This is a genomic window from Ventrimonas faecis, from assembly GCF_040096075.1.
GTDB lineage: Bacteria > Bacillota > Clostridia > Lachnospirales > Lachnospiraceae > Brotaphodocola > Brotaphodocola faecis.
Map to the genome: position 1 here is coordinate 23,610 of NZ_JBBMFJ010000029.1, position 22,162 is coordinate 45,771.

The window sequence follows — 22,162 nt, forward strand, 5'->3', positions numbered from 1 at the left end:
TACTTGTGATAGAGAAAATGAAGTTTTTAAGTATCACAGGTCCGAAGGATGATATTGACCGGGTGGTGGAACAGTATCTCTCCAAGTATGAGATTCAGCTGGAAAACGCTCTGTCGGAGTTAAAAACGGTGGCGAATCTGCGGCCGTATCTGGAGATCAATCCTTACAAAGCGGAGCTGCAGACGGCAGCGGCGCTGATGGAAGAGATTCAGGGAGCTGTGGATGTTCATGATGCACAGGAGGGCAAAGCCGCTGGAGCTTCGAAGCAGGCTGGAAGTCAGGGGATTTCGGCACTGCAGGCCGATCAGACCGGGCTCTCCGTGGAGGATGCGGTAAGCACCATCCACAGCCTGGATGAGCAGATCAAATCTCTTCGGACGAAGAAAGAAGCGCTGGAAACGCAGGCCCAGGACATCGAACAGTCCATGGACCGGGTGATTCCCTTTACGGATCTGAATTATGACCTGAAAGACATCATGCATTTTCAGTACATCAAATTCCGATTCGGACGCATGACCCACGAATATTACAACAAGTTCATGGATTATGTGTACGACACCATCGATACGGTGGTGCACAAGTGTCAGGAGGACGCCGACTATGTGTGGCTGGTGTACTTTGTGCCGGAGCCGCTCTGCGACAAGATCGACGCAATCTACGCATCCCTGCATTTTGAGCGGTTTTTCCTTCCGGATGAATACGAAGGAACGCCGGTGGATGCCACCCACGAGCTGGAATATCAGCTTGCCGGAATTTATGAGCAGATTCGTGGAATTGATGAACAGATCCGGACCGTGCTGGAGTCCCACACGGAGGAACTGCGGGCAGCGTACCGGAAACTGGAAACCTACTCAAAGAACTTTGATGTGCGAAAACTTGCGGCCTGCACGAAGGATAAGGACCACACCTTCTACATCCTCTGCGGCTGGATGAGCGAGACGGACGCGAAGGCATTCCGAAAGGAACTGGAGCAGGATGACAAGACCTTCTGTTTCGTGGAAGAGGATCATGACAACATCATCAGCAGACCGCCGACCAAGTTGAAGAATCCGGGGCTGTTTAAGCCCTTTGAGATGTTTATCCGCATGTACGGGCTTCCTTCTTATGAGGAGATTGACCCGACCATCATTCTGGGCCTGACGTACTCGTTTTTGTTTGGTTTCATGTTCGGTGATGCCGGGCAGGGCCTGTGCCTGATGCTTGGCGGATACCTGCTGTACCGGGCAAAGAAGATGAACCTGGCAGCCATCATTTCCTGCTGTGGGTTCTTCTCCACGATATTTGGTTTCCTGTTTGGAAGCGTGTTCGGCTTTGAAAATGTGATCAAACCGCTGTGGCTGCATCCGAAGACCGCCATGACGAACCTTCCCTTTGTGGGAAACTTAAATACCGTATTTATTGTGGCCATTGCCATGGGTATGGGAATTGTTCTGATGACGATGGCGCTCAATGTCATCAACAGCCTGAGAAGCCACGATACGGAGAAAGCATTCTTTGACACCAACGGCATTGCGGGCATCGTATTTTACGGCGCGCTGGCTGCAACCATTGTCCTGTATATGAGCGGCCATGTGCTTCCGGCCACCGCGGTTTTAGTGGTGATGTTTGTGATTCCGCTTCTGGTGATCTTCTTTAAGGAGCCGCTTACGGCGCTGGCGGAGAAGCATGCGAAGATCATGCCGGAGGAAAAGGGCATGTTCTTTGTGCAGGGCGTGTTTGAACTGTTTGAAGTATGTTTGAGTTATTTTTCCAATACCCTTTCCTTTGTCCGTGTGGGAGCCTTTGCGGTGAGCCACGCAGCTATGATGGAAGTGGTTCTGATGCTGGCCGGTGCCGAGGCGGGAACGCCGAACTGGCTGGTGGTCGTACTTGGCAACCTGTTCGTGTGCGGCATGGAGGGACTGATCGTGGGCATTCAGGTACTTCGTCTGGAGTATTATGAGCTGTTCAGCCGTTTCTACCGGGGAACCGGACGGGAGTTCAAGCCCTATGGAAAGCAGAATGGATGACAAAATACACAGAATTTAAAATAAAAAGGAGAATCCGATCATGACAGTATTAGCAAAAATCACACTGGCAGCAGCCTTACTCTTAAGCATTGCAGTTCCGTTTGGCGCATTTGCGGCAGGCGAGAAGACAAAGGGACGTTATAAAACCGCCATCGGCGTGAACGTGTTCCTGTTTATGGCCACCATCGGCGTGGCAGCGGGTCTCATGTTCACCGGCCATGCGTTTGCGGCAGAGGAGACAGCCAAGGCCGTGAACAGCGCGGCTGGCTGGGGCTATCTGGCAGCAGCACTTTCCACCGGTATGAGCTGCCTGGGCGGCGGTATCGCCGTATCCGCAGCAGCATCCGCAGCGCTGGGAGCCATCAGCGAAGACGGCTCCATCCTTGGTAAATCCCTCATCTTCGTAGGTCTTGCCGAAGGTGTCTGCCTGTATGGACTGATCATTTCTTTCATGATCCTTGGTTCCCTGTAAGATATGAAGATGTATCTCATCAGTGACAACATCGACACCTGGACCGGCATGCGTCTGGCTGGAGTAGAGGGTGCGGTGGTGCACGAAAAAGAGGAACTGAAGGCGGAGCTTGATAAGGTCCTGGCCGACAAGACCATCGGAATCGTCCTGCTGACGGAAAAATTCGGGCGGAAGTTCCCGGAGCTGGTGAATGAGGTGAAGCTTAACCACCGGCAGCCGCTCTTTGTGGAGATTCCGGACCGTCATGGAACCGGCCGCAAGCCGGACTTTATCACGGCCTATGTAAATGAAGCAATCGGACTGAAGTTATAGAAATAACAGTCGGGCTGCGCATTGACCGGAAACGGGTGCGGCAGCAGGACTGCGAGAATCGAAAAAGGAAGGTGACCAACTTGACCACCGAGGAAAAATTACAGCATTTTCTGGACACCTGCATGGAGGATGCCAGAGTCCGCAGCGGGCGGATGCTGGATGAATATATGACAGCTCTGGAAAAGACATTTGAGGAACATAAGGCAGATACCCGGAGACGGGAGAAGCTGCAGCTTTCACAGGAAACAGAGAAGATTGAGCGCGAGATCAACAAGCAGCTGGCCGTGGGCCAGATTGACATCCGCCGGACTCTGGGCAGAAAGCAGGAAGAGTTAAAGGATAAGCTGTTTGTGGAGCTTCGCGATATGCTGGCAAACTACCTGGAGACCCAGGATTACCAGAGGCTTTTGGAGCGGCAGGTGAAGCATGCCGTGGAGTTTGCCGGAGACGACCAGGTGATCATTTATCTGGATCCGGTGGATGAGGATAAATTAAACCGGCTTGCCCTCCACAATGGCAACGCGGAGCTTCGCATCAGTGAGTATTCCTTTACCGGGGGAACCCGCGCGGTGATTCCGGCGCGGCACATCCTCATTGATAATTCGTTCCAGACCAAGCTGGAGGAAGCCAGAGAGAAGTTCCACTTCGATCTGAGCCTGACAGAAGGAGGAAACGGCCATGTCTAAGACGGGTGTGATCAGCGGGATCAACGGCCCGATCGTCCACGTAAAGGGCAATCCGGGCTTTACCATGAATGAGATGGTCTATGTAGGCCATGACAATCTGGTGGGGGAGGTCATCGGCTTAAAGGCCGGGGACACTATCATCCAGGTGTACGAGGAGACGGCCGGAATCCGTCCGGGCGAAGTGGTGACGGGAACCGGAGCGCCGGTGTCAGTAACGCTGGCACCGGGAATTCTGACGAATATTTTTGATGGCATCGAGCGGCCCTTAAGCGAGATCGCGAAAACCGGCGGCGCCTACATCAGCCGGGGCGTGAATGTCAGCGCCCTGGATACGGAAAAGAAATGGCAGACCCACATGACGGTGAAAAAAGGTGACCGGGTTTATGGGGGCACCATCATCGCAGAGGTGCCGGAGACTCCGGCTATCCTGCACAAGGTCATGGTTCCGCCGGACAAAGAAGGTTATGTGCTGGATGTAGTGGAGGATGGAGAGTATACCATCAGTGATCCGCTGGTAACGATCCAGCATCTGGATGGAACCGAGGAAAAGCTGACCATGACCCAGAAGTGGCCGATCCGTGTGGCAAGACCGACGGCAAAGCGGTTCCCGGCTACAAAACCGCTGGTAACCGGCCAGCGTATTCTGGATACGCTGTTTCCGCTGGCCAAGGGCGGCACGGCGGCGATTCCGGGCGGATTTGGTACCGGAAAGACTATGACCCAGCATCAGATCGCCAAGTGGTCGGACGCGAACATTATCATTTATATCGGCTGCGGTGAGCGCGGAAATGAGATGACCCAGGTTCTGGAGGAGTTCTCTGAGCTGATCGACCCGAAGACGGGTAACCCGCTGATGGATCGCACCACGCTGATTGCCAACACGTCCAATATGCCGGTGGCGGCCCGTGAGGCGAGCCTGTATTCCGGCCTGACTCTGGCGGAGTATTACCGGGACATGGGCTATCACGTTGCCATCATGGCGGATTCCACCTCCCGATGGGCAGAGGCGCTGAGGGAGCTGTCCGGACGTCTGGAGGAGATGCCAGCGGAGGAAGGCTTCCCGGCCTACCTGGCCTCCAAGCTGTCGGCCTTTTATGAGCGGGCAGGCATGATGCAGAATCTAAACGGCACCGAGGGCAGCGTGACCATCATCGGCGCGGTATCGCCCCAGGGCGGTGATTTCTCAGAGCCGGTGACCCAGAATACGAAGCGTTTCGTGCGCTGCTTCTGGGGCCTGGATAAGAATCTGGCTTATGCGAGACATTTCCCGGCCATTTCCTGGCTGACCAGTTACTCGGAGTACTTAAATGATCTGGGTTCCTGGTACACGGAAAACGTGGACAAAAAGTTTGTGGACTACCGCAACCAGATCGTTTATCTGCTGTCCCAGGAGAGCAGCCTGATGGAAATTGTTAAGCTGATCGGCGGCGATGTGCTGCCGGATGACCAGAAGCTGATCCTGGAGATTGCCAAGGTGATCCGAGTGGGATTTTTGCAGCAGAATGCCTTCCACAAGGACGATACCTGCGTCCCAATGGAGAAGCAGTTTAAGATGATGGAGATCATTCTGTACCTGTACCGGAAGTCCCGGTCGCTGATTTCCATGGGCATGCCGATGTCGGTGCTGAAGGAAGATCCGATTTTTGACCAGGTCATTGCCATCAAGTACGATGTGCCGAATGACAATCTGGCGCTGTTAGATGACTATAAAACAAAGATTGACGCCTTTTATGAGGGTGTCATTGAGCGGAACGCGTAGGAGGGCTGTGAAATGGCAATTGAATATTTAGGTTTGAGTGCGATCAACGGCCCGATGGTGGTTCTGGAGGGCGTTTCCGGCGCGGCTTACGATGAGATCGTGGAAATGACCGTGGACGGAAACAAGCGGAAACTGGGCCGTATCATTGAGGTATATGAGGATAAGGCCGTGATCCAGGTGTTTGAGGGCACCGAGGGCATGGGCTTAAACAACGTGCACACCCGTCTGACGGGGCATCCCATGGAGCTGGGAGTGTCCACAGAGATGCTGGGGCGCACCATGAACGGTATCGGTGTGCCGATTGACGGACTGGGTGAGATTCTGCCGGAGAAGATGCTGGATGTAAACGGTAAGCCGTTAAATCCGGTAACCCGTGAGTATCCGCGAAACTATATCCGTACCGGCATTTCTGCCATTGACGGCCTGATGACCCTGATCCGGGGCCAGAAGCTGCCGATCTTTTCTGGCAACGGACTTCCCCACGACCAGCTGGCGGCACAGATCGTCCAGCAGGCATCCCTGGGGGATGATTCTGACGAGCAGTTTGCGATTGTCTTTGCGGCCATGGGCGTGAAGCACGATGTGGCAGAATTCTTCCGCCGGACCTTTGAGGAGAGCGGCGTTTCCTCCCATGTGGCCATGTTCATGAACCTGGCCAATGACCCGGTGGTGGAGCGTCTGATCACGCCGAAATGCGCGCTGACGCTGGCTGAGTACCTGGCTTTTGAGAAAAATATGCACATCCTGGTTATCTTAACGGATATGACCTCCTTTGCGGAGGCCATGCGTGAGGTATCCTCCTCCAAGGGAGAGATTCCGTCCCGAAAAGGCTTCCCGGGATATTTGTACAGTGAACTGGCGGCGCTTTATGAGCGCGCGGGCATTGTAAAGGGTGTGAATGGTTCCGTGACCCAGATTCCGATCCTGACCATGCCAAACGATGACATCACCCACCCGATTCCGGATCTGACCGGTTACATCACCGAGGGGCAGATTGTTCTGGACCGGGAGTTAAACGGCCAGTCGGTTTATCCGCCGATTAACGTGCTGCCGAGCCTGTCCCGTCTGATGAAGGACGGCATTGGTGAGGGCTACACCCGGGCAGATCACCAGGCGGTGGCGAACCAGTTATTCTCCTGCTATGCGAAAGTGGGAGATGCGAGGGCGCTGGCATCGGTTATCGGTGAGGATGAGCTGTCACCACTGGATAAAAAGTACCTGGTGTTTGGCCGGGAGTTTGAACACCGCTTTGTGGGACAGGACCCACACGATAACCGGAACATCATCACCACGCTGAATATTGGCTGGCAGCTTCTGGGCCTGCTTCCGAAAGAAGAGCTGGACCGGATCGATACGAAGATCCTGGCGCAGTATTATAAGGCAACGAAGCTGGACGAGAACGGGGATCTGGTGGATGCAGAGACCGGAGAGAGCGCGGCTGACGCCGGGGCTGCGGCGCAGCGATAAGGAGGGATCCGTATGAATCTGAATACTTTCCCGACAAAGGGCAATCTGATCCTGGCGAAGAATTCCCTTGCGCTGGCCAGCCAGGGCTACGAGCTGATGGACAAGAAGCGAAATATTCTCCTGCGGGAGCTGATGGGGCTCATCGATCAGGCCAAGGACATTCAGGCAGAGATCGACACCACCTTTACCGAGGCCTACAAGGCGCTGCAGAAGGCGAATATTGAGCTGGGAATCGGCTTTATCCAGGATATTGCCGGGACGATTCCGGTGGACGATACCATCTGCATCAAGACCCGCAGCATCATGGGAACCGAGATTCCGCTGGTGCAGCATGAGCCGGTGCCGCTGACGCCCGGTTATGCGTTCCTTAGCACCAGCCCGGCCCTGGACGAGGCCCGGATGCACTTTGAGAAGGTAAAGGAGCTGACGGTGAAGCTTTCCATGGTGGAAAACTCCGCCTACCGCCTGGCCTCCAGTATAAGAAAGACCCAGAAGCGGGCCAATGCGTTAAAGAACATCACGATTCCGACGTACCAGAATCTGGTAACGACGATCGGGAATGCGCTGGAGGAGAAAGACAGGGAAGAGTTTACGCGGCTGAAGGTAATTAAAAGGTCAAAAACAGGATAAGACGAAAAGTCCGGGCATGAATGACAACGGCTTCCGGCATTTTCAGCATATCTGGTTGTTTGCATCTTGAACACAGATGTCCGAATGCAGCGGATAAAAATCCGATGCAGGCGAACATCTGTTGTGAAAGCAAGCAAACAACGATATGTGAAAATATTAGGAAGCCGTTGTCATTCATGCCCTGCGTTTTTGGCGGTACTTTACAGGTTGTTTGCGCGAAGCACTTCACAGAAATTGTGAACTGTGATAAAATATAGGTCAACTGGGGGTTCGAAAGGGAACCCCTTTGACATTTAACACAGGAAGTGAGGTCAGAATTTTGACAAGTGGAAATACACACAGAAACTGGAAAAGAAAGGTACAGTGCTTTGGCGCAGCGCTTCTGACAGTGAGTATGCTGGCGGGCTGCGGCGCATCCCAGACCGCAAACCAGGCGGAGAGTGAGAGCACCGAGGAGAACCTGGTGCTGATGGAGGAAACGCTTCCGCAGACTGCGCCAGATGAGACCGTTATGGCGCTTTCGCCGGATGGTCCGCTGCTTCCGTCTGTTGCAGGTGTGGACGCAGAGTATAGTGAGCCGATTCCGGATTATCTGCGTATCGGTGAGAAGCATCCAATCGTCTTAAAGCTGCAGCAGCGCCTGATGGACTTAGGCTTTATGGATAACGATGAACCGACGGATTATTATGGTGAAGTAACCCAGAGTGCGGTCAAGATCTATCAGCGTCAGAATCAGCTGGCGCAGGATGGCATCATCGGCCCGGATACCCTGGAGGCCATTCTTTCCCCGGATGCGAAGTATTACGCAGCCCAGAAGGGCGATGAGGGTACCGATATTACCCGTATCCAGAGCCGTCTGTATGAGCTGGGCTATCTGGCCAGTGACAGCCAGGTAACAGGAAGTTTTGGTGACGCCACCGAGGAAGCTGTCATGAAGATGCAGAGCGTCAATGGCCTGGACCAGGATGGTAAAGTGGGAAGAAAGACCATGAACCTCCTCTACAGCGAGGATGTAAAAGCAAACATGCTGGCTTATGGTGAGAAAAGTGATCTGGTTCTGGCAGCGCAGAAGCGCTTAAAAGAGCTGGGGTATATGACCACAGAGCCGGATGGCAGCTACGGAAATGATACGATTATTGCGGTGAAGCAGTTCCAGTCCAGAAACGACCAGATCGTGGATGGTTACTTAGGACCGGCAACCCGTGTGGCCTTAAACAGCTCTGACGCAGTTCCGAACGGCTTAAGCCTGGGCGACAGCGGAGACAATATTCAGCGGGTGCAGAACCTGTTAAGCCAGCTGGGATACTTAAAATCTGCCAATGTCACCGGTTATTACGGCGAAGTGACAGAAGACGCGGTGAAACTGTTCCAGCGCACCAATGGACTGAGTGCGGATGGTACCGTGGGCGTAATGACCATGGCGAAGCTGACTGGTGGAGATGCCAAGAAGGCACCGGCCCAGCCGAAGACCAATACCAGCAAGAATAACAGCAAAAACAACAGTAAGAATAATTCTGGCAGTGGCAATAAGGGCAGCTCTGGCGGCAGTTCGGTTCCGAATACCGGCGGTGCCAGCGGCGGCGCAAGTGCTCTGCTTGCAGTGGCAAGCTCCAAGCTTGGCTGTCCGTATGTATGGGGGTCCAAGGGCCCGAACTCCTTTGACTGCTCCGGTTTCGTATACTGGTGCTTAAACCAGGTTGGTGTGCGCCAGAGTTACATGACTTCTTCCGGATGGAGAAATGCAGGAAGATATACCCGGATCAGCAGCTTCTCCAACCTGCGCGCCGGTGATATCATCGTTGTAAGCGGCCATGTCGGAATCGTGGCAGGCGGCGGAACGGTTATTGATGCTTCCTCCGGTAACGGCAAGGTTGTGCATCGTTCTTTAAGCTCCTGGTGGGCAAATAACTTTATCTGCGGATGGAGAATTTTCTAAATAACAGGATTGAAAAGCCGGAAATCTGAAAAGGGTTTCCGGCTTTTTGATTGTACCAAATCAAAAACTTTTCAAAAAAATAATTGACAAATGAAATAATGGTACTATAATGGCAGTTATTCAAAGATTCACATCCAAATGCGTTGAACAGGACAAGGCTTTTTTGTCAGATGCGTTTTCAGAGAGCTTCCGGCCGGTGTGAGGAAGCAGCGCGGCAGATCAGTTATCCCCTGCAAGCAGATTGTCTGAAATGCAAAAAGTAACTTCGGTGATACCGGGCGAAAGCAGACAGTAGGACAGTACGGAAACCCACCGTTAACAGGGCTCGTATTCATCCGGACTGAGAGACGGAGGATATGGTCAGAGAGGCTGGCACATGGTCAGCAAGGGAAGTGGTAACGCGGAGCGCGTATTTTATGATTAGCATATATGCCTTCGTCTTCCTGCGGAGAAATTCTGCGGGAAGACGGAGGTTTTTCTTTTTTCCGCGTTATGGTTTTGGGAGGAGAGATAATTATGAACACACTTGTTATTGTATTGATCGCGGCTGTGTGTCTGTTCTGTGGATACACATTTTACGGCCGCTGGCTGGCAAATAAATGGGGCATCGACCCGAAGGCAAAGACACCGGCAGTTGCGTTAGAGGATGGACAGGATTACGTGCCGACCGATGGCTGGACTGTTTTCGCCCATCAGTTTTCGTCCATCGCGGGCGCAGGCCCTGTCACCGGTGCCATTCAGGCAGCCGCATTCGGCTGGGTTCCGGTGCTTCTGTGGGTTATCCTTGGCGGCATCTTCTTCGGTGCGGTAACCGACTTCGGCGCACTGTATGCCAGCGTCAAGAATGAAGGCAAGTCCATGGGACTTCTGATTGAGAAATACATCGGCAAGACCGGACGGAAGCTGTTCCTTCTGTTCTGCTGGTTATTTACCCTGATCGTTATCGCAGCATTTGCTGATATGGTTGCAGGTACCTTTAATGCCTACACGGTAGCAGATGGTGTTACCTCCCTTTCCCCGGCGGCACAGACCAACGGCGCGGCAGGTTCCATCTCCCTGATGTTCATCGTATTTGCTATGGTATTTGGTGTAGTACAGAAACATCTTCACCTGACCGGCTGGAAAGAAACCCTGGCCGGACTGGCATGCACCGTTGCAGCCTTTGCAATCGGTATGGCATTCCCGGTTGTAGCAGGCAAGGACACCTGGTCTTATCTGACCTTTGCTTACATCTTCCTGGCAGCAGTTATGCCGATGTGGCTCTTAATGCAGCCGCGTGATTTCATGACCACCTTCATGTTCGCAGGCATGATCATCGGTGCGGTTGTTGGCCTGGTGGTTGCACATCCGACCATGAACCTTCCGGCTTACACTGGATTTAAGAACGCCAAGATGGGCGATATGTTCCCAATCCTGTTCGTTACCGTAGCGTGTGGCGCGGTTTCCGGATTCCACAGCCTGGTATCCTCCGGAACCTCTTCCAAGACGGTTTCCAATGAGAAAGATATGCTGAAGGTTGGCTACGGCGCTATGGTATTAGAGAGCCTGCTGGCTGTCCTGGCTTTATGTGTAGCCGGTGCGGCTGCTGCAGCAGATGGTACCGCAGCAACCGGAACTCCGTTCCAGATCTTCTCCGCAGGTGTTGCCGGATTCCTGGAGATGTTTGGCATTCCGGTTTATGTGGCACAGTGCTTCATGACCATGTGCGTATCTGCCCTGGCTTTAACCAGCCTGGACTCCGTAGCACGAATCGGACGTATGTCCTTCCAGGAGCTGTTCTCCACTGATGATATGGAGCATGCAGAGGGCTGGAGAAAGCTTCTTTGCAACAAGTACTTCTCCACCGTTGTAACCCTGGCCTGCGGCTTCATCTTAACCAAGATCGGTTACTCCAACATCTGGCCGCTGTTCGGCAGCGCAAACCAGCTGTTAAGCGCACTGGTACTCATCACCCTGTGTGTATTCTTAAAGGTAACCGGCAGAGAGAATAAGACCCTGTTCCCGCCGCTCATCATCATGCTGTGTGTAACCTTTACCGCACTGGTAGAGAGAACCATTGCTCTGGTACATGCTTTTGGCGCTGGAACCGCAGTCTTCATGGTAGAGGGATTACAGCTGATCATTGCAATCCTGCTGATGGTACTGGGTGTCATCATTGTGTATACATCCGGTAAGGAACTGTTTCAGAAGAAGAGTGTGAAGAACGCGCAGGTAAAGAATGCGTAAGAAAAGATAAAATCGTATGAACGTGGTGTCTGGCTGTTAGGCCAGGCACCATTTTTTCGTTCGTGCTACAATCTGAGATTCCATTTTATTTACGGGATTACCTGGGTATACAGCTGTCGCGGCACTACCCGTTTTTTTGTTTCATGTATATCCCTTCTTTCGTTCCCTGTTTTATCATTTTTTTCAAATAAAATCAATTTGTGTTTTTCACACTTCTGACTTTATATATTCCTGCTTTTTCTACGAAAAAAGCAGCTGTTGGAAAAAATGGTCAGCTGCTTCTTTTATGTCTGTTCAATGAAGTGGATTTTTACAATTTTTTACTCATCATCCTCATTTGATCCATCATTATACTCATTTACATAGATCAGATGGTTTCTGGATTCTTCTACAATAGTCCGGATGGTCTCTGCAGTAAGAGGCATATCCTGAGGCTGTAATACCAGGCTTAAGGCACATGGAAGATTAATACCACAGATCAGGTGACGATGATCGTTTACATATGGGCAGAACTGTTGGTTTACACTGCCACCTAACATATCAGTCATCATGACTACTTCATCCTCCGGGTCAAAGGAATCAAATAATTCTTTGATCTGGGTTGGAAGATCGGTGTCATCCATATAGGCACTGATATCAATGATGCCGTCCATGGAAGTAAGAAAATTTAATGTGTCTTTCAGGCCGTGGGCCAGTAAATGATGGGAGGCGATAATATATCTTCTCATAACGCTTCTCCTTATAGTTTTATAGTTATAGTTATATTTATAATAGTGTGGCGGGGATCAGATACTATAGGGATTTGATCAGATGATCTACGTAAAGTTCTGCTTCTCCCTGGAGGAAAGGAGTCTGCATGCTTTCATAACCTTTTCCGAATTCATCTTTCTCTACGATATAACCTGCACTGTAGTTTGCATAACCCCATACGATGCGCATAGGAGCATTAAAGTTCTTTTTGATCTCCATTCCGAAGGTGGAGAACAGCTCTCCGGGGATCGTGATCATTTCCAGGTCGCCTAAATGGAAGATAACAGAGCGGAGCGTAACATTGATGCCGCCTGACTGGATCTTTCTTCTCATATGGCGGACACCGGACCAGAGAAGCTTTTTATCATCCTCTGTAACAGCAGCAGCCAGCTTCTTTTCATCTTCAGCTAACTGTGCCTTCATGGCATCCAGATCATAAGTCTGGTGGATGGTGTATTCTGCAGTTTTTACAGAGCCAGCTTTTAACTCCATAGGAGTTTCCGCTTCTGCGAAAACATTTACCTGCTTCATTACTTCATCACGTACGCGCCACAGCTCGTTTTCGTCATTTCCCTGACGGTACTGGCGGTTGCCCATATCACCGCAGGCTCCCTGCATGGTAATGAAAATAGTATTGTATTTTTCATCTAGGGCCTTTCCTACATTTCCTAAAAGATCAGAGCTGAGCTTCATGTTGTGGATGCCAAGGACAGTTGGATGGCAGGTAAACTGGAACATACCTGCAACTACATGGTTTTCATTGCGGAACAGGATCATGTTGATATCTTTATCACTTGGTTTGTCAATATAATTGCGGTTTCCGTATACACCTTCTATTGTTCCCTTTACCATATAAGGTGTTACCTCTAAGAAACCACGGTCAAAGCATTCATCTACAGCGTCAAAAAGCTGTTTCATTACCAGTTCCCTGTAAACTGCCTTGCAATGATTTCTGTCTTCCCCTTCATCTTCAAAGCTGATATCAGGGCCAGAGTGTGTATGAATGGTTCCGATAATGATATTTTCCTTTGGAATAGAATATTTTCCGGCAAGGACTGTGCGGGCATAATCAGAGATCAGTTCTTCTAACCGGCACAGATCCAAGGTGGACCATATAAAAATCTCCCCGTCAATGCGCAGGACTAAAGTCCTGCAGTAAAGTTCATCTAAAACACCAATAGATTTTCCTGTTCTCATGGCATAACCGCGCATGTACATAGGAAATGGAGGTGTGATATTACGTTTTGCTGCGCTTACTTCAACCATATGATAATCTCCCCTTAGTTGAATAAAAAATGGCTCTGCCTGCCAAATAAGACAGGCAGAACCGTCATTATGGTGATGTCACCATCAGGCGACATGTCCGTTTAGTTATGTTAGTTATAAATGATCAAGCCAGGATTCCCAGTGCAGAGCAGATCATGGAGAAGATGATAACAATGAGGATCAGGGTAGTGATCTTCATGCCCTTCTTTCCAAGGAGCTTATACAGTACCAGGACAGTAGCCACAGAGATCATAGAAGGCATGATCTTGTCTAACAGATCTGCAACTGCCAGATTGACTTCACCCATCTGGAATGCCAGAGGTGTTTTTGCAGTTACAACAGTTGCGGACAGAGCACCTACAACAGTAAGTCCCAGAACAGAAGCAGCATCTGTGATGCGGGCAAGTTTACTGCCCACTTTGGTGATCAGTTTGGTACCTTCACGGTATCCGATCCACATTAACTGCGTACGGATGCAGATGAAGATAAGGTTTACGATGAGCCACAGGATAACACCGATAGGGTTGCCTTCCAGAGCCATATATCCTGCGATGGAGCCCATGATAGTAGGAAGCAGTGTCCAGAATAAGGTATCACCGATACCAGCTAAAGGTCCCATTAAGCTGACCTTGATATTTTGTACAGCATCCAGGGAAGTGATACCTTCTTTGTCTTCCAGAGCCAGAGTAGCACCAAGAACGATATTTGCCAGCCATGGCATGGTGTTGAAGTATTTATAATGGTTGTTTAATGCTTCAACGTATTCGTCATCATCTTTATAGATCTTACGCAGCAGAGGCCCAATACCGAAAACAACGGCTGGAGCAAGCTGGGTATCGTAGTTAAAGGTTGTTACTGCCATTAAGGACCAGCGGATGGCGCCTTTCACACAGTCTTTTTTTGTTAAAACGGGAGCTTTTTCCATTACTGCATTCTCATTATTCATCTTCAAGACCTCCTGCAAATCCTACATTTTCCTTTGCTTCTTCATCCATATAGAACTTGTAAGCTAAAGCTACACCAAGGAATGCGATACCAAGGATCGGTACGCCCATGTATGCGCTGAGTACAAAGCCGATCAGAATGTAGTTGAAGTACTTCTTTGCCGGCATGTAGTGGAGCAGCATGGCAATACCAAGACCAGGAAGAAGCTTTCCTGCTACAGACAGACCGCCTGTTACCCAGGAAGGAAGCACATCCAGGATAGCCTGGACTAAAGGAGCGCCTGCTGTTAATGCAACAGCGGTTGGGAATGCCATGAATACAGCTACCATAACAGGGCAAAGGTAAAGGATAGCATACATTTTACCAAACTGTTTTTCATTGGCATATTTCTGGGATTTCTGGGCAATGAAGGAGTTGCAGATCTTGTATAAAACGTCCATCTGTACGCCCAGCATACCAACAGGAAGACCAATGGTCATACCAACTTCCGGTCCCTGTCCGGTTGTTTTTGCAAATGCGCATGCAATAATGGTTGCAACGCCATAATCAGGTACAGAAGAACCGCCAAGAGCGGCAACGCCTAAGGACATCAGTGTGAAAGTACCGCCGATGTAAAGACCGCTGTTCATGTCGCCTAAGATCAGTCCGCACAGGAAACCTACGATAACAGGTCTTGCATGTGTCAGTGATAATCCGCGGCGGTCAACGTTGATCTCAGCAGCCACCAGAACAAGCAGTACAATTTGTAAAGCACTTAATTGCATAACAATTTCCCCCTTTGGTTATTTCAGAAATTCGTCAATAGAAACTTCTGCGTCTGCAGGTACATACTGTGCATAGAGCTTGGTTCCCGCAGCCTTTAATTTCTTGTAAGCCTCAATGTCATCCGGCTTTGCAAATGCTCTCTGGGAAAGCTTTACAGCTTCTTCGCCTTCAGCAGGCTTTACAGTTCCGCCAATGACCAGTTCCGGGATCTTTACGCCGATCTCAGACAGCTTAACCAGTGTTTCCGGCTTCTTAACCAGTACAAATACAGTGTGGTCATTGTATTTTCCGGCTTTGAAGTTATTTAAAGCTGTTTCCTCGGTAATGATGGAAATAGCCATTCCGGTAGGTCTGGCAAGCTTCATGCTGGCTTTGGTCAGTTCATTATTGGCAACAGTATCATCAATGATCATGATACGCTGTGCACCGGAACGTCCGGCCCACTGTGTAGCCACGATACCATGAAGAAGACGGTTATCAATTCTTGCAAGTACAATACCCATATTTACCTCCTATTCGTCCTCACGGACGGCCGGGCTTTCTGCCTGCCCGGAAAGCTTATTTTTTGAATTCAAATGCATGTAATCATAAATGTAAGCAATCTCACTTACAGGCAGATCCACCCGATAATGCCGGGAGATATCCTGAAAGCTGTCCTTTACCTGCCTGATAAAGTCGGCATGTTTTTGTTCAAATTTTTCCAGATCCTGATAATTATCAATCGGTGTTTTTGTGACCAGACGTTCCACCAGACAACACAGGTGGACATAAAGCCCGATCATGATACGTCCTGCAATCTTTCTTCCTGTGATCTTCTGAAGCCGTCCCACTGCCTGTTCCACTTCATCTAAAAGCTTATCAGGATTTAAAATGGTAATGGATTCAACTACATTCTGCAGGGAGAAATTCTTTACCAGGTTCTGGTTAAATATTTCCATTTGTTCTTCATCCAGATACTCTGAGAAAATGTTTGTCAGCTTTTCTGCGGAATTCATGGAAATAATGTCCTCCAGTGAGATAAAAGGAATTCCCTCGATCTCCGGATTGAAAAGCCCGATGATGCATTTTACATGGTATTGCTGGAAAATCTCATCATGGCTGCCGTTTTTCATCAGCCGGTAATAATCATAAGCCACAAATTTTACAGGAATGGAAGTGGCGGAAGTCTTTAAGATCAGCTCTTTTAGCTTTTCCGTTGTGTCAATGCCGTTTTCTCCGCTGAAGATCACGGCGTCTTCCTTCTGTACATTGTGGATGATACGGTAGGTGCAGACATTGCTTTCGCTGGCCCGTTTCAGGATGTCTTCCAGCTTCTGGTTCCCACAGATGCCAAGGCCGATATCAACAGCTAAGGCAGTGGAAATATTGTTGATGATGCCGATATTTAAGTTTCGCAGGCCGCCCATCTGGCTGTGGATTTGCTCTAAAGAACCCATATCCACCAGAAGTACTACGTCCTGACAGGTGATAAATCGTTCAATGTGTTTTTCCAGCAGCCCGGTGATGTCGCTCATCTGCATGTCAAGAGGCATATCAATGGCATCGAATACCTTTCGCCCGATGATCTGGTTAGCGGCATCTGCAATACTGGAAGCTGTTGCATAGCCGTGGCTTAAGATAATACCGGCTGCGGAAAGTCCCTGGATCTTCTGGTTCTGGTTTTTTATATCTAAAAGCAAAAACAGCTGGTTTAAACTGTCTGCTTCAATGTCCAGATTCAGTTTGATCAGGTTTATGATCCTGGAACAGATGACTGATTCTTTTTCAAGAACAGCGCTTACAGCCTGAAACATTTTTTCAATCTCGTTATGGTTTTGTTTCATCCAGTTGTCGATCAGATGGTCGCCCTGAAGCTGTATATATAAGCGGCGGGCAAGTAAGTGGCTGTATTTTTTGGAAAGGCTGATACCATACATTTCACTTACATTTTCAAAAATCTGATTGATCAGCTGTTCGTAAGTGGAGATCTTGATGTTTACAAGCTTCTGTCCGTAGATCAGATAGTCGTAATAATCATTTAATTGTTTCCGGAATTCCATCATCAGGACGTCAAAACTGAGCATATCCTGACGGTAATCTTCAAAGACATCTAACATGATCTGGAAATACTGTACCGTCTGCCCCAAAGAGGTGTCACGGCTGTAACTGTTTAAGTGGATCATCCGTTTGTCTTTGTCTTCAACCTCCAGTTTTAAGGAGGAGAGCATATATTCCGGAAGGTGATAACTGTGGATAGCGATACCATCGCTGGTTTTTTCCAGATAAGCTCCGGCACAGCTGCTGGTAACGCAGGTTTTTAATTCGTCGATGTTGTTTTCGTAGGAAAATTCCAGCATACAGTGGAAGGCGTTCTGGCTGATGCTTACATCTACGCCCATGCGCCGCCCTTCTGCTTTTAAGAAGGAGACTAACATTTCCTCTTTTTCATCGGCTGTGCGTTCATGCAATGTTGGGACCGGGATCACAATGGGAATCATCCTTGCAAGTGGCTTATAAAGTGTTTCCGCCGGTACTTTTGTGGTGGAAAATACCAGTCTTGCATTGGACTCAAAAACATGTTCGTCATCATGATATCCTTTATATTGTCCCGAAATTAAGTATGAATAGATCAGTTCCTGTCCTGAAGATGGAAGCCTGTCAATTTCATCAAAGAAAAGGATGCCGCCGTTTGCCTTTGCAAGCCAGCCTTTTCCGTCTTCGCTGCCGCAAAGGGAAATAGCAAATTTTTCTTCATTCTGGGCATATTCGGAGCAGTCTACTGTGATGTAAGGCGGGAGAGAAGCTGCGCCTGCAGTTCCTATTACCCGTTCATTTATAGCATATTCATACATCAGCCTGGAAAGAAAAGCCTTTCCTGTTCCGCCAGCTCCGTTAAACAAGGCCGGAAGACCATTTGGCGGGTATTTAACAGCTGCTTTACACTGTTCGATGCAGGAACTTAAACTCAGGTAATAACCGATGGCTTTCTGAAAATCTCTTTTATTTTCATCGCTTCGGCATTTCCGCTGAAAATCGTCCATACCGGAGAATACGCAGGTTTCCAGGGCGACCTGGGCCTCGCGTTCAACATTTTTCTTATGGAAGAAATAAACAGGGCGGGAGTTGACCTTAATGGCCCGCTCTTCTTTTACCAGCTCGTTCAGATACTGACTGGCCAGATTACGGGAAATATTCAGTGATTCGCTGATATGGTTCGCCGTAAAATATTTCAGATCTTTCAGGGCATAGCCCCGGCTTATTTTTTCCAGGTAAAGATAGAGTTCTTCTTTTGTGCTGAGCATGTACATGATTCTCCTGTTTGTTGATTTAACTTGAATTCTTTTCGCGCGTGTTTTATTTCTACCTGATTACAAGTGTAATTATACAAAAAATAGTCTGAAAAGAAAGATGTTTTGAATGATTTCGCCAGTTTGAAAAGGGTTTCGGCAGTAGCGGTGAGAAAAAAGGGGAGGTGTCCAGAGTGGGGGAATGGGATTCGACACTAGGATTGACACTTTTATGGGGGAAATATGTGCTATACTTAAAATCAGGTGTCAGGATCAAGATCGGGCACAAAAAGATCCCGAGAGAACATTATAGGAGGAAATCAATATGCATAGTGAAAAAACAACTATCCGGCTGGCAGCCGTAGATATGGACGGAACTCTTCTTCATGATGATAAAAGCATATCAGACTATACATTAGATATTTTAAGAAAGATTGTAAAAAAAGGTGTGATCCTGGTACCTGCCTCAGGAAGACCGATCGGAGGAATGAAAGAAGCAGTATTAAATAACGTAGACGGCATTCAGTATGCTATCTGCTCCAATGGTGCCATGCTTATGGATGTACCGGAGGAAAAAAGTATCTGTGAAACAGGGATATCCACAGAAAAAGCAGTGGAAGCCATTGCGTATCTGGAACAATTCCCAGTAGCTGTATATGTCCATACAGACAGAGGTACTTTCCGGGCAGAGGGCTGGGAGAAAACAGGGCTTTCTGAAAAATATCCTTATATCAGGTTCAGCGAGGGAAATGTAAAAGATCTGGGAGAGTTTTTAAGGACCAGCGGAGTAAAAGTGATGAAAATGGGTGCTTTTGTCTTAAAAGATGGACTGGCACAGGAACTTCTGGAAAAAGGAAGCCCCATACCGGGTATCGTATTTCTGCGCACCGGAGATGGGATCATAGAATTAAACTCTATCCATGCCTCCAAAGGAAATGCACTGTGTACACTTTGTAAAAAATTGGGGATAAGTATGGAAAATGTGCTGGCTATTGGGGATAACGAAAACGATATTTCCATGCTTCAGGCTGCAGGCATCTCCGCAGCAATGGAAAACGCAGAAGATGATGTAAAGCAGGCTGCGAAATTTGTGGCCGGGCATAATGAAAAGGACGGGGCAGCTCATTTTCTGGAGGAATGGGTGTTGTAAAACAGAGAACAAAAAATGGACGCGCCGGCTGCCATTGAGGAAATTGAAGCTTTTCTGAATATCGAAGAACGTGCCAATCATGATGTTTCGATTGCTTTCAGTAGCAGAGAGGAATTGAAAGGCCTGCCGGATACAGATATTATTACGGCAGGCATACCTGGTAGAATTAGTAAAAAAGCATTTATCGAATTAAAAAAAACAGACTGGCCAAAACGGCTAGTCTGTTTTTTTTATCCCAAATCCCACGCGCACCTTGAACAGATCCCCATCAATTAAGATCTCGAAGGTTCCGCCCTGGAGCTTTGTGAGGCTTTGGGCGATGGAGAGGCCGAGGCCGCTGCCTTCGGTGGTGCGGGAGACGTCTCCGCGGACGAATCGCTCAGTGAGCTCTTCGCCCTGCACATTTAATGGGTTTGCTGATATGTTTTTAATGGTAAAGTAAACTTTGTCGTCTTTCAGTTCCAGATCGGTGTAGACCCGGGTGTGTTCCATGGCGTATTTGAATGCGTTGTTGTAGACGTTTTCCAGAACGCGCCACAGGTGACGGCCGTCGGCCTCGATGAGGATGCTGCTTTCCGGAAGCGTGGATACCAGTTCCAGGCTGCGGGTAGCAAATTTCTCTTCGAATTCGCCGTTGGTCTGCCAGATCATCTCCACGATATCCAGGGTAGTCATCTCCAGTTTGACATTGCCGGAGCTTGCTTTGGAGGCTTCTACCAGGTCTTCCGTCAGATTTTTTAACCGCTGGGATTTCTGGTCCAGGACCTTTAAATATTCCTGAGCCCGCTCTCCCGGAATCTGCTCCCGCTTTAACAGGTCTACATAGTTAATAATAGAAGTAAGCGGAGTCTTGATATCGTGGGACACGTTGGTGATCAGGTCCGCTTTTAGGCGCTCGCTTTTAACCTGCTCCTGAAGGGCACGTTCCAGTCCGGTACCAATGCTGTTGATCATGTTTCCGACTTTCAGCTCCTTGCCTTCCAGTCCGGCCAGGTTCATCTGGTAGCTGGTGTCGCCGCCCGCAATCTTTTCGATGGCGTCCGCAATCTGGTCTTCCTGACGGGACTGTAAGAACAGCCGGTGGAAGGTCATATAATCCAGGCCGGCCAGCAGGATAAACAGTACAATGCCGACGACTTTTGCGGGCATATGGGAACGGAAGCAGACGCACACAAAAATCAGGCCGATGCCGATGGCCTGTGCTGCAAGGAAGGCAGTGAACAGACAGAATAACCGCCTGGAATAGGTGCGGTCCTCAAAGTACAGGTTCAGGTTCTCAAGGAAACGATGGAGCATGCTGTTGGTCCAGAGCTGGCGGCTTTTGTAGCGCCGCAGCATGCTGAAGGCTCCGGTCATGCAGCAGGCATAGATGATCAGGGCCCGCAACATCCGCTCCGTAAAGCTCCAGTCTTCGGCCAGCGCTACGAGATGGATCAGCGGATAGCCGATCTTTTCCCCCAGAAACAGCATGAACATGGTGCTGACCGCAGTCAGCAGGATTCCGCTTTCGGTGGTGATCATGTCAAAACCGTGAAGATAAGGGCTGGTACGGTCCTCGGTGCGGTAACCGGATACCAGGATCAGGTAGTACAGGGTGACCAGACAGCCGATGATGCCAAGAGCCAGACAGAACATGGCTTCCACAAAGCGGCCGCGCAGATGGCGGTAATCGGCAGCCTGACGGGCATAGGCATCGTCCGCGCTGTAACTGGTGTCCACGGCAACGGTCATGTGATAGCGGTCCGCGTCATTTAAATTGAGCTGCTCCAGCTGGGACATGACATTTTTGGGAAGTTCATCCAGGTTGCTGTCAATGAGGATGGAGCTGCTGTCTACGAAACAGTAGCGGCCCAGGGATTTTAACTGGGCATCGGTTAAGTCTCCGGCGTTGGAGTACTCGGAGAGGACCGTTTCATCATCCAGATAATCAATCCGGAAACGGAAGTTGGATGGATTTGACAGCAGCCGGTAATTGACGATGTAGTATTCGCTTAAACAGTTTAATACTTCTTTGGACAGATCCAGCAGGGAAGAAAACGCGTCACCCGGTTCCTTTAAGGTGGCATCCGGGTCGTAAGCACGCCAGTAAACCAGCTGGTCTCTTACGGTGGAGGCATCGTCATAGATGAAAAGATCATTGACCACCTCAAACTGGTCGTTTAAGTAGAATCCCTGGCTCTTTGCGTAGCGCAGGACTTCTTCCAGAGTGTAGGTAATCTCCGGGCCATTGTCACGGCTTACCGCGAACATTTCTTTGGAAAGGTCCAGATTGCCGTCAGTCTCAAAGACATCCCGGTAGGCAACATATTTGAACACATGGTCCAGATCCTCCTGAAACTGCTGGCGGAAGGCTGCGGAATCATCGTATTTGCGGTCCAGGATCCAGGAAATGCCGGAGCCGACATTGGTATTTAAATACATGACGCTGATGGAAAGCACCGTCATAAGCACAAACAGGATATGCAGGAACACGGCAATGTTCTTTTTGATCCGCATGGAATAATCTTTCAGTCTCATGGGCGG

17 protein-coding genes are annotated in these 22,162 nt (G+C 49.4%); 10 read left to right on the forward strand and 7 right to left on the reverse strand.

What is annotated here, in order from left to right:
- The first annotated feature begins 5 nt into the window (after positions 1-5).
- From WMO41_RS12710 to WMO41_RS12750, 9 genes are all read left to right on the forward strand, one after another.
- Positions 6-2,009, forward strand: coding sequence for a V-type ATP synthase subunit I (locus tag WMO41_RS12710; protein ID WP_349230068.1), 2,004 nt, complete (start codon positions 6-8; stop codon positions 2,007-2,009).
- A gap of 40 nt (positions 2,010-2,049) precedes the next feature.
- Positions 2,050-2,481 (forward strand): ATP synthase subunit C, encoded by a 432-nt coding sequence (locus tag WMO41_RS12715; RefSeq protein ID WP_118731768.1) that lies wholly within the window; start codon positions 2,050-2,052, stop codon positions 2,479-2,481.
- A gap of 3 nt (positions 2,482-2,484) precedes the next feature.
- A complete protein-coding gene (locus WMO41_RS12720) occupies positions 2,485-2,793 on the forward strand; it encodes a V-type ATP synthase subunit F (protein WP_177291849.1) in 309 nt (102 codons plus the stop codon).
- An 80-nt stretch (positions 2,794-2,873) separates the two neighbouring features.
- Complete coding sequence (locus WMO41_RS12725) at positions 2,874-3,479, forward strand: V-type ATP synthase subunit E (RefSeq protein ID WP_494338467.1); 606 nt, start codon at positions 2,874-2,876, stop codon at positions 3,477-3,479.
- Positions 3,472-5,238 carry a V-type ATP synthase subunit A gene (locus tag WMO41_RS12730; RefSeq protein WP_349230070.1) on the forward strand — a complete coding sequence of 589 codons (1,767 nt, stop codon included), beginning with the start codon at positions 3,472-3,474 and terminating at the stop codon, positions 5,236-5,238. Before WMO41_RS12725 ends, WMO41_RS12730 begins: the two co-directional genes overlap by 8 nt.
- 12 nt (positions 5,239-5,250) lie before the next feature.
- Positions 5,251-6,705 carry a V-type ATP synthase subunit B gene (locus tag WMO41_RS12735; protein ID WP_349230071.1) on the forward strand — a complete coding sequence of 485 codons (1,455 nt, stop codon included), beginning with the start codon at positions 5,251-5,253 and terminating at the stop codon, positions 6,703-6,705.
- 12 nt (positions 6,706-6,717) lie between these two features.
- Positions 6,718-7,335, forward strand: coding sequence for a V-type ATP synthase subunit D (locus WMO41_RS12740; protein WP_349230072.1), 618 nt, complete (start codon positions 6,718-6,720; stop codon positions 7,333-7,335).
- Positions 7,336-7,729: 394 nt separating this feature from the next.
- Entirely contained in the window at positions 7,730-9,271 is a 1,542-nt protein-coding gene (locus tag WMO41_RS12745) for a C40 family peptidase (RefSeq protein ID WP_494338468.1), read from the forward strand.
- Between the two features lie 516 nt (positions 9,272-9,787).
- Positions 9,788-11,497 (forward strand): carbon starvation CstA family protein, encoded by a 1,710-nt coding sequence (locus WMO41_RS12750; protein WP_349230074.1) that lies wholly within the window; start codon positions 9,788-9,790, stop codon positions 11,495-11,497.
- 320 nt (positions 11,498-11,817) lie between these two features.
- Here the strand turns inward: WMO41_RS12750 and WMO41_RS12755 are convergent, their stop codons facing one another.
- From WMO41_RS12755 to WMO41_RS12780, 6 genes are all read right to left on the reverse strand, one after another.
- A complete protein-coding gene (locus tag WMO41_RS12755; protein WP_349230075.1) occupies positions 11,818-12,225 on the reverse strand; it encodes a PTS sugar transporter subunit IIA in 408 nt (135 codons plus the stop codon).
- A gap of 64 nt (positions 12,226-12,289) precedes the next feature.
- Positions 12,290-13,513, reverse strand: a complete 1,224-nt coding sequence (locus WMO41_RS12760; protein ID WP_349230076.1) for a hypothetical protein — start codon at positions 13,511-13,513, stop codon at positions 12,290-12,292.
- Positions 13,514-13,637: 124 nt separating this feature from the next.
- On the reverse strand, positions 13,638-14,459 hold the full coding sequence (locus WMO41_RS12765; RefSeq protein WP_349230077.1) for a PTS system mannose/fructose/sorbose family transporter subunit IID: 822 nt from the start codon (positions 14,457-14,459) through the stop codon (positions 13,638-13,640).
- The gene (locus WMO41_RS12770; RefSeq protein WP_021868645.1) at positions 14,452-15,222 is read right to left on the reverse strand and encodes a PTS mannose/fructose/sorbose/N-acetylgalactosamine transporter subunit IIC; all 771 of its coding nucleotides are present in this window, start codon (positions 15,220-15,222) and stop codon (positions 14,452-14,454) included. The genes WMO41_RS12765 and WMO41_RS12770 overlap by 8 nt, the downstream gene beginning before the upstream one ends.
- A gap of 18 nt (positions 15,223-15,240) precedes the next feature.
- The gene (locus tag WMO41_RS12775) at positions 15,241-15,726 is read right to left on the reverse strand and encodes a PTS sugar transporter subunit IIB (RefSeq protein ID WP_349230078.1); all 486 of its coding nucleotides are present in this window, start codon (positions 15,724-15,726) and stop codon (positions 15,241-15,243) included.
- Positions 15,727-15,735: 9 nt separating this feature from the next.
- The gene (locus tag WMO41_RS12780) at positions 15,736-18,504 is read right to left on the reverse strand and encodes a PRD domain-containing protein (protein WP_349230079.1); all 2,769 of its coding nucleotides are present in this window, start codon (positions 18,502-18,504) and stop codon (positions 15,736-15,738) included.
- A gap of 310 nt (positions 18,505-18,814) precedes the next feature.
- Between WMO41_RS12780 and WMO41_RS12785 the strand changes: the two genes are divergently transcribed.
- On the forward strand, positions 18,815-19,639 hold the full coding sequence (locus WMO41_RS12785; RefSeq protein WP_349230080.1) for an HAD family hydrolase: 825 nt from the start codon (positions 18,815-18,817) through the stop codon (positions 19,637-19,639).
- Between the two features lie 216 nt (positions 19,640-19,855).
- Here the strand turns inward: WMO41_RS12785 and WMO41_RS12790 are convergent, their stop codons facing one another.
- Complete coding sequence (locus WMO41_RS12790) at positions 19,856-22,156, reverse strand: sensor histidine kinase (protein WP_349230081.1); 2,301 nt, start codon at positions 22,154-22,156, stop codon at positions 19,856-19,858.
- Positions 22,157-22,162: the final 6 nt, after the last annotated feature.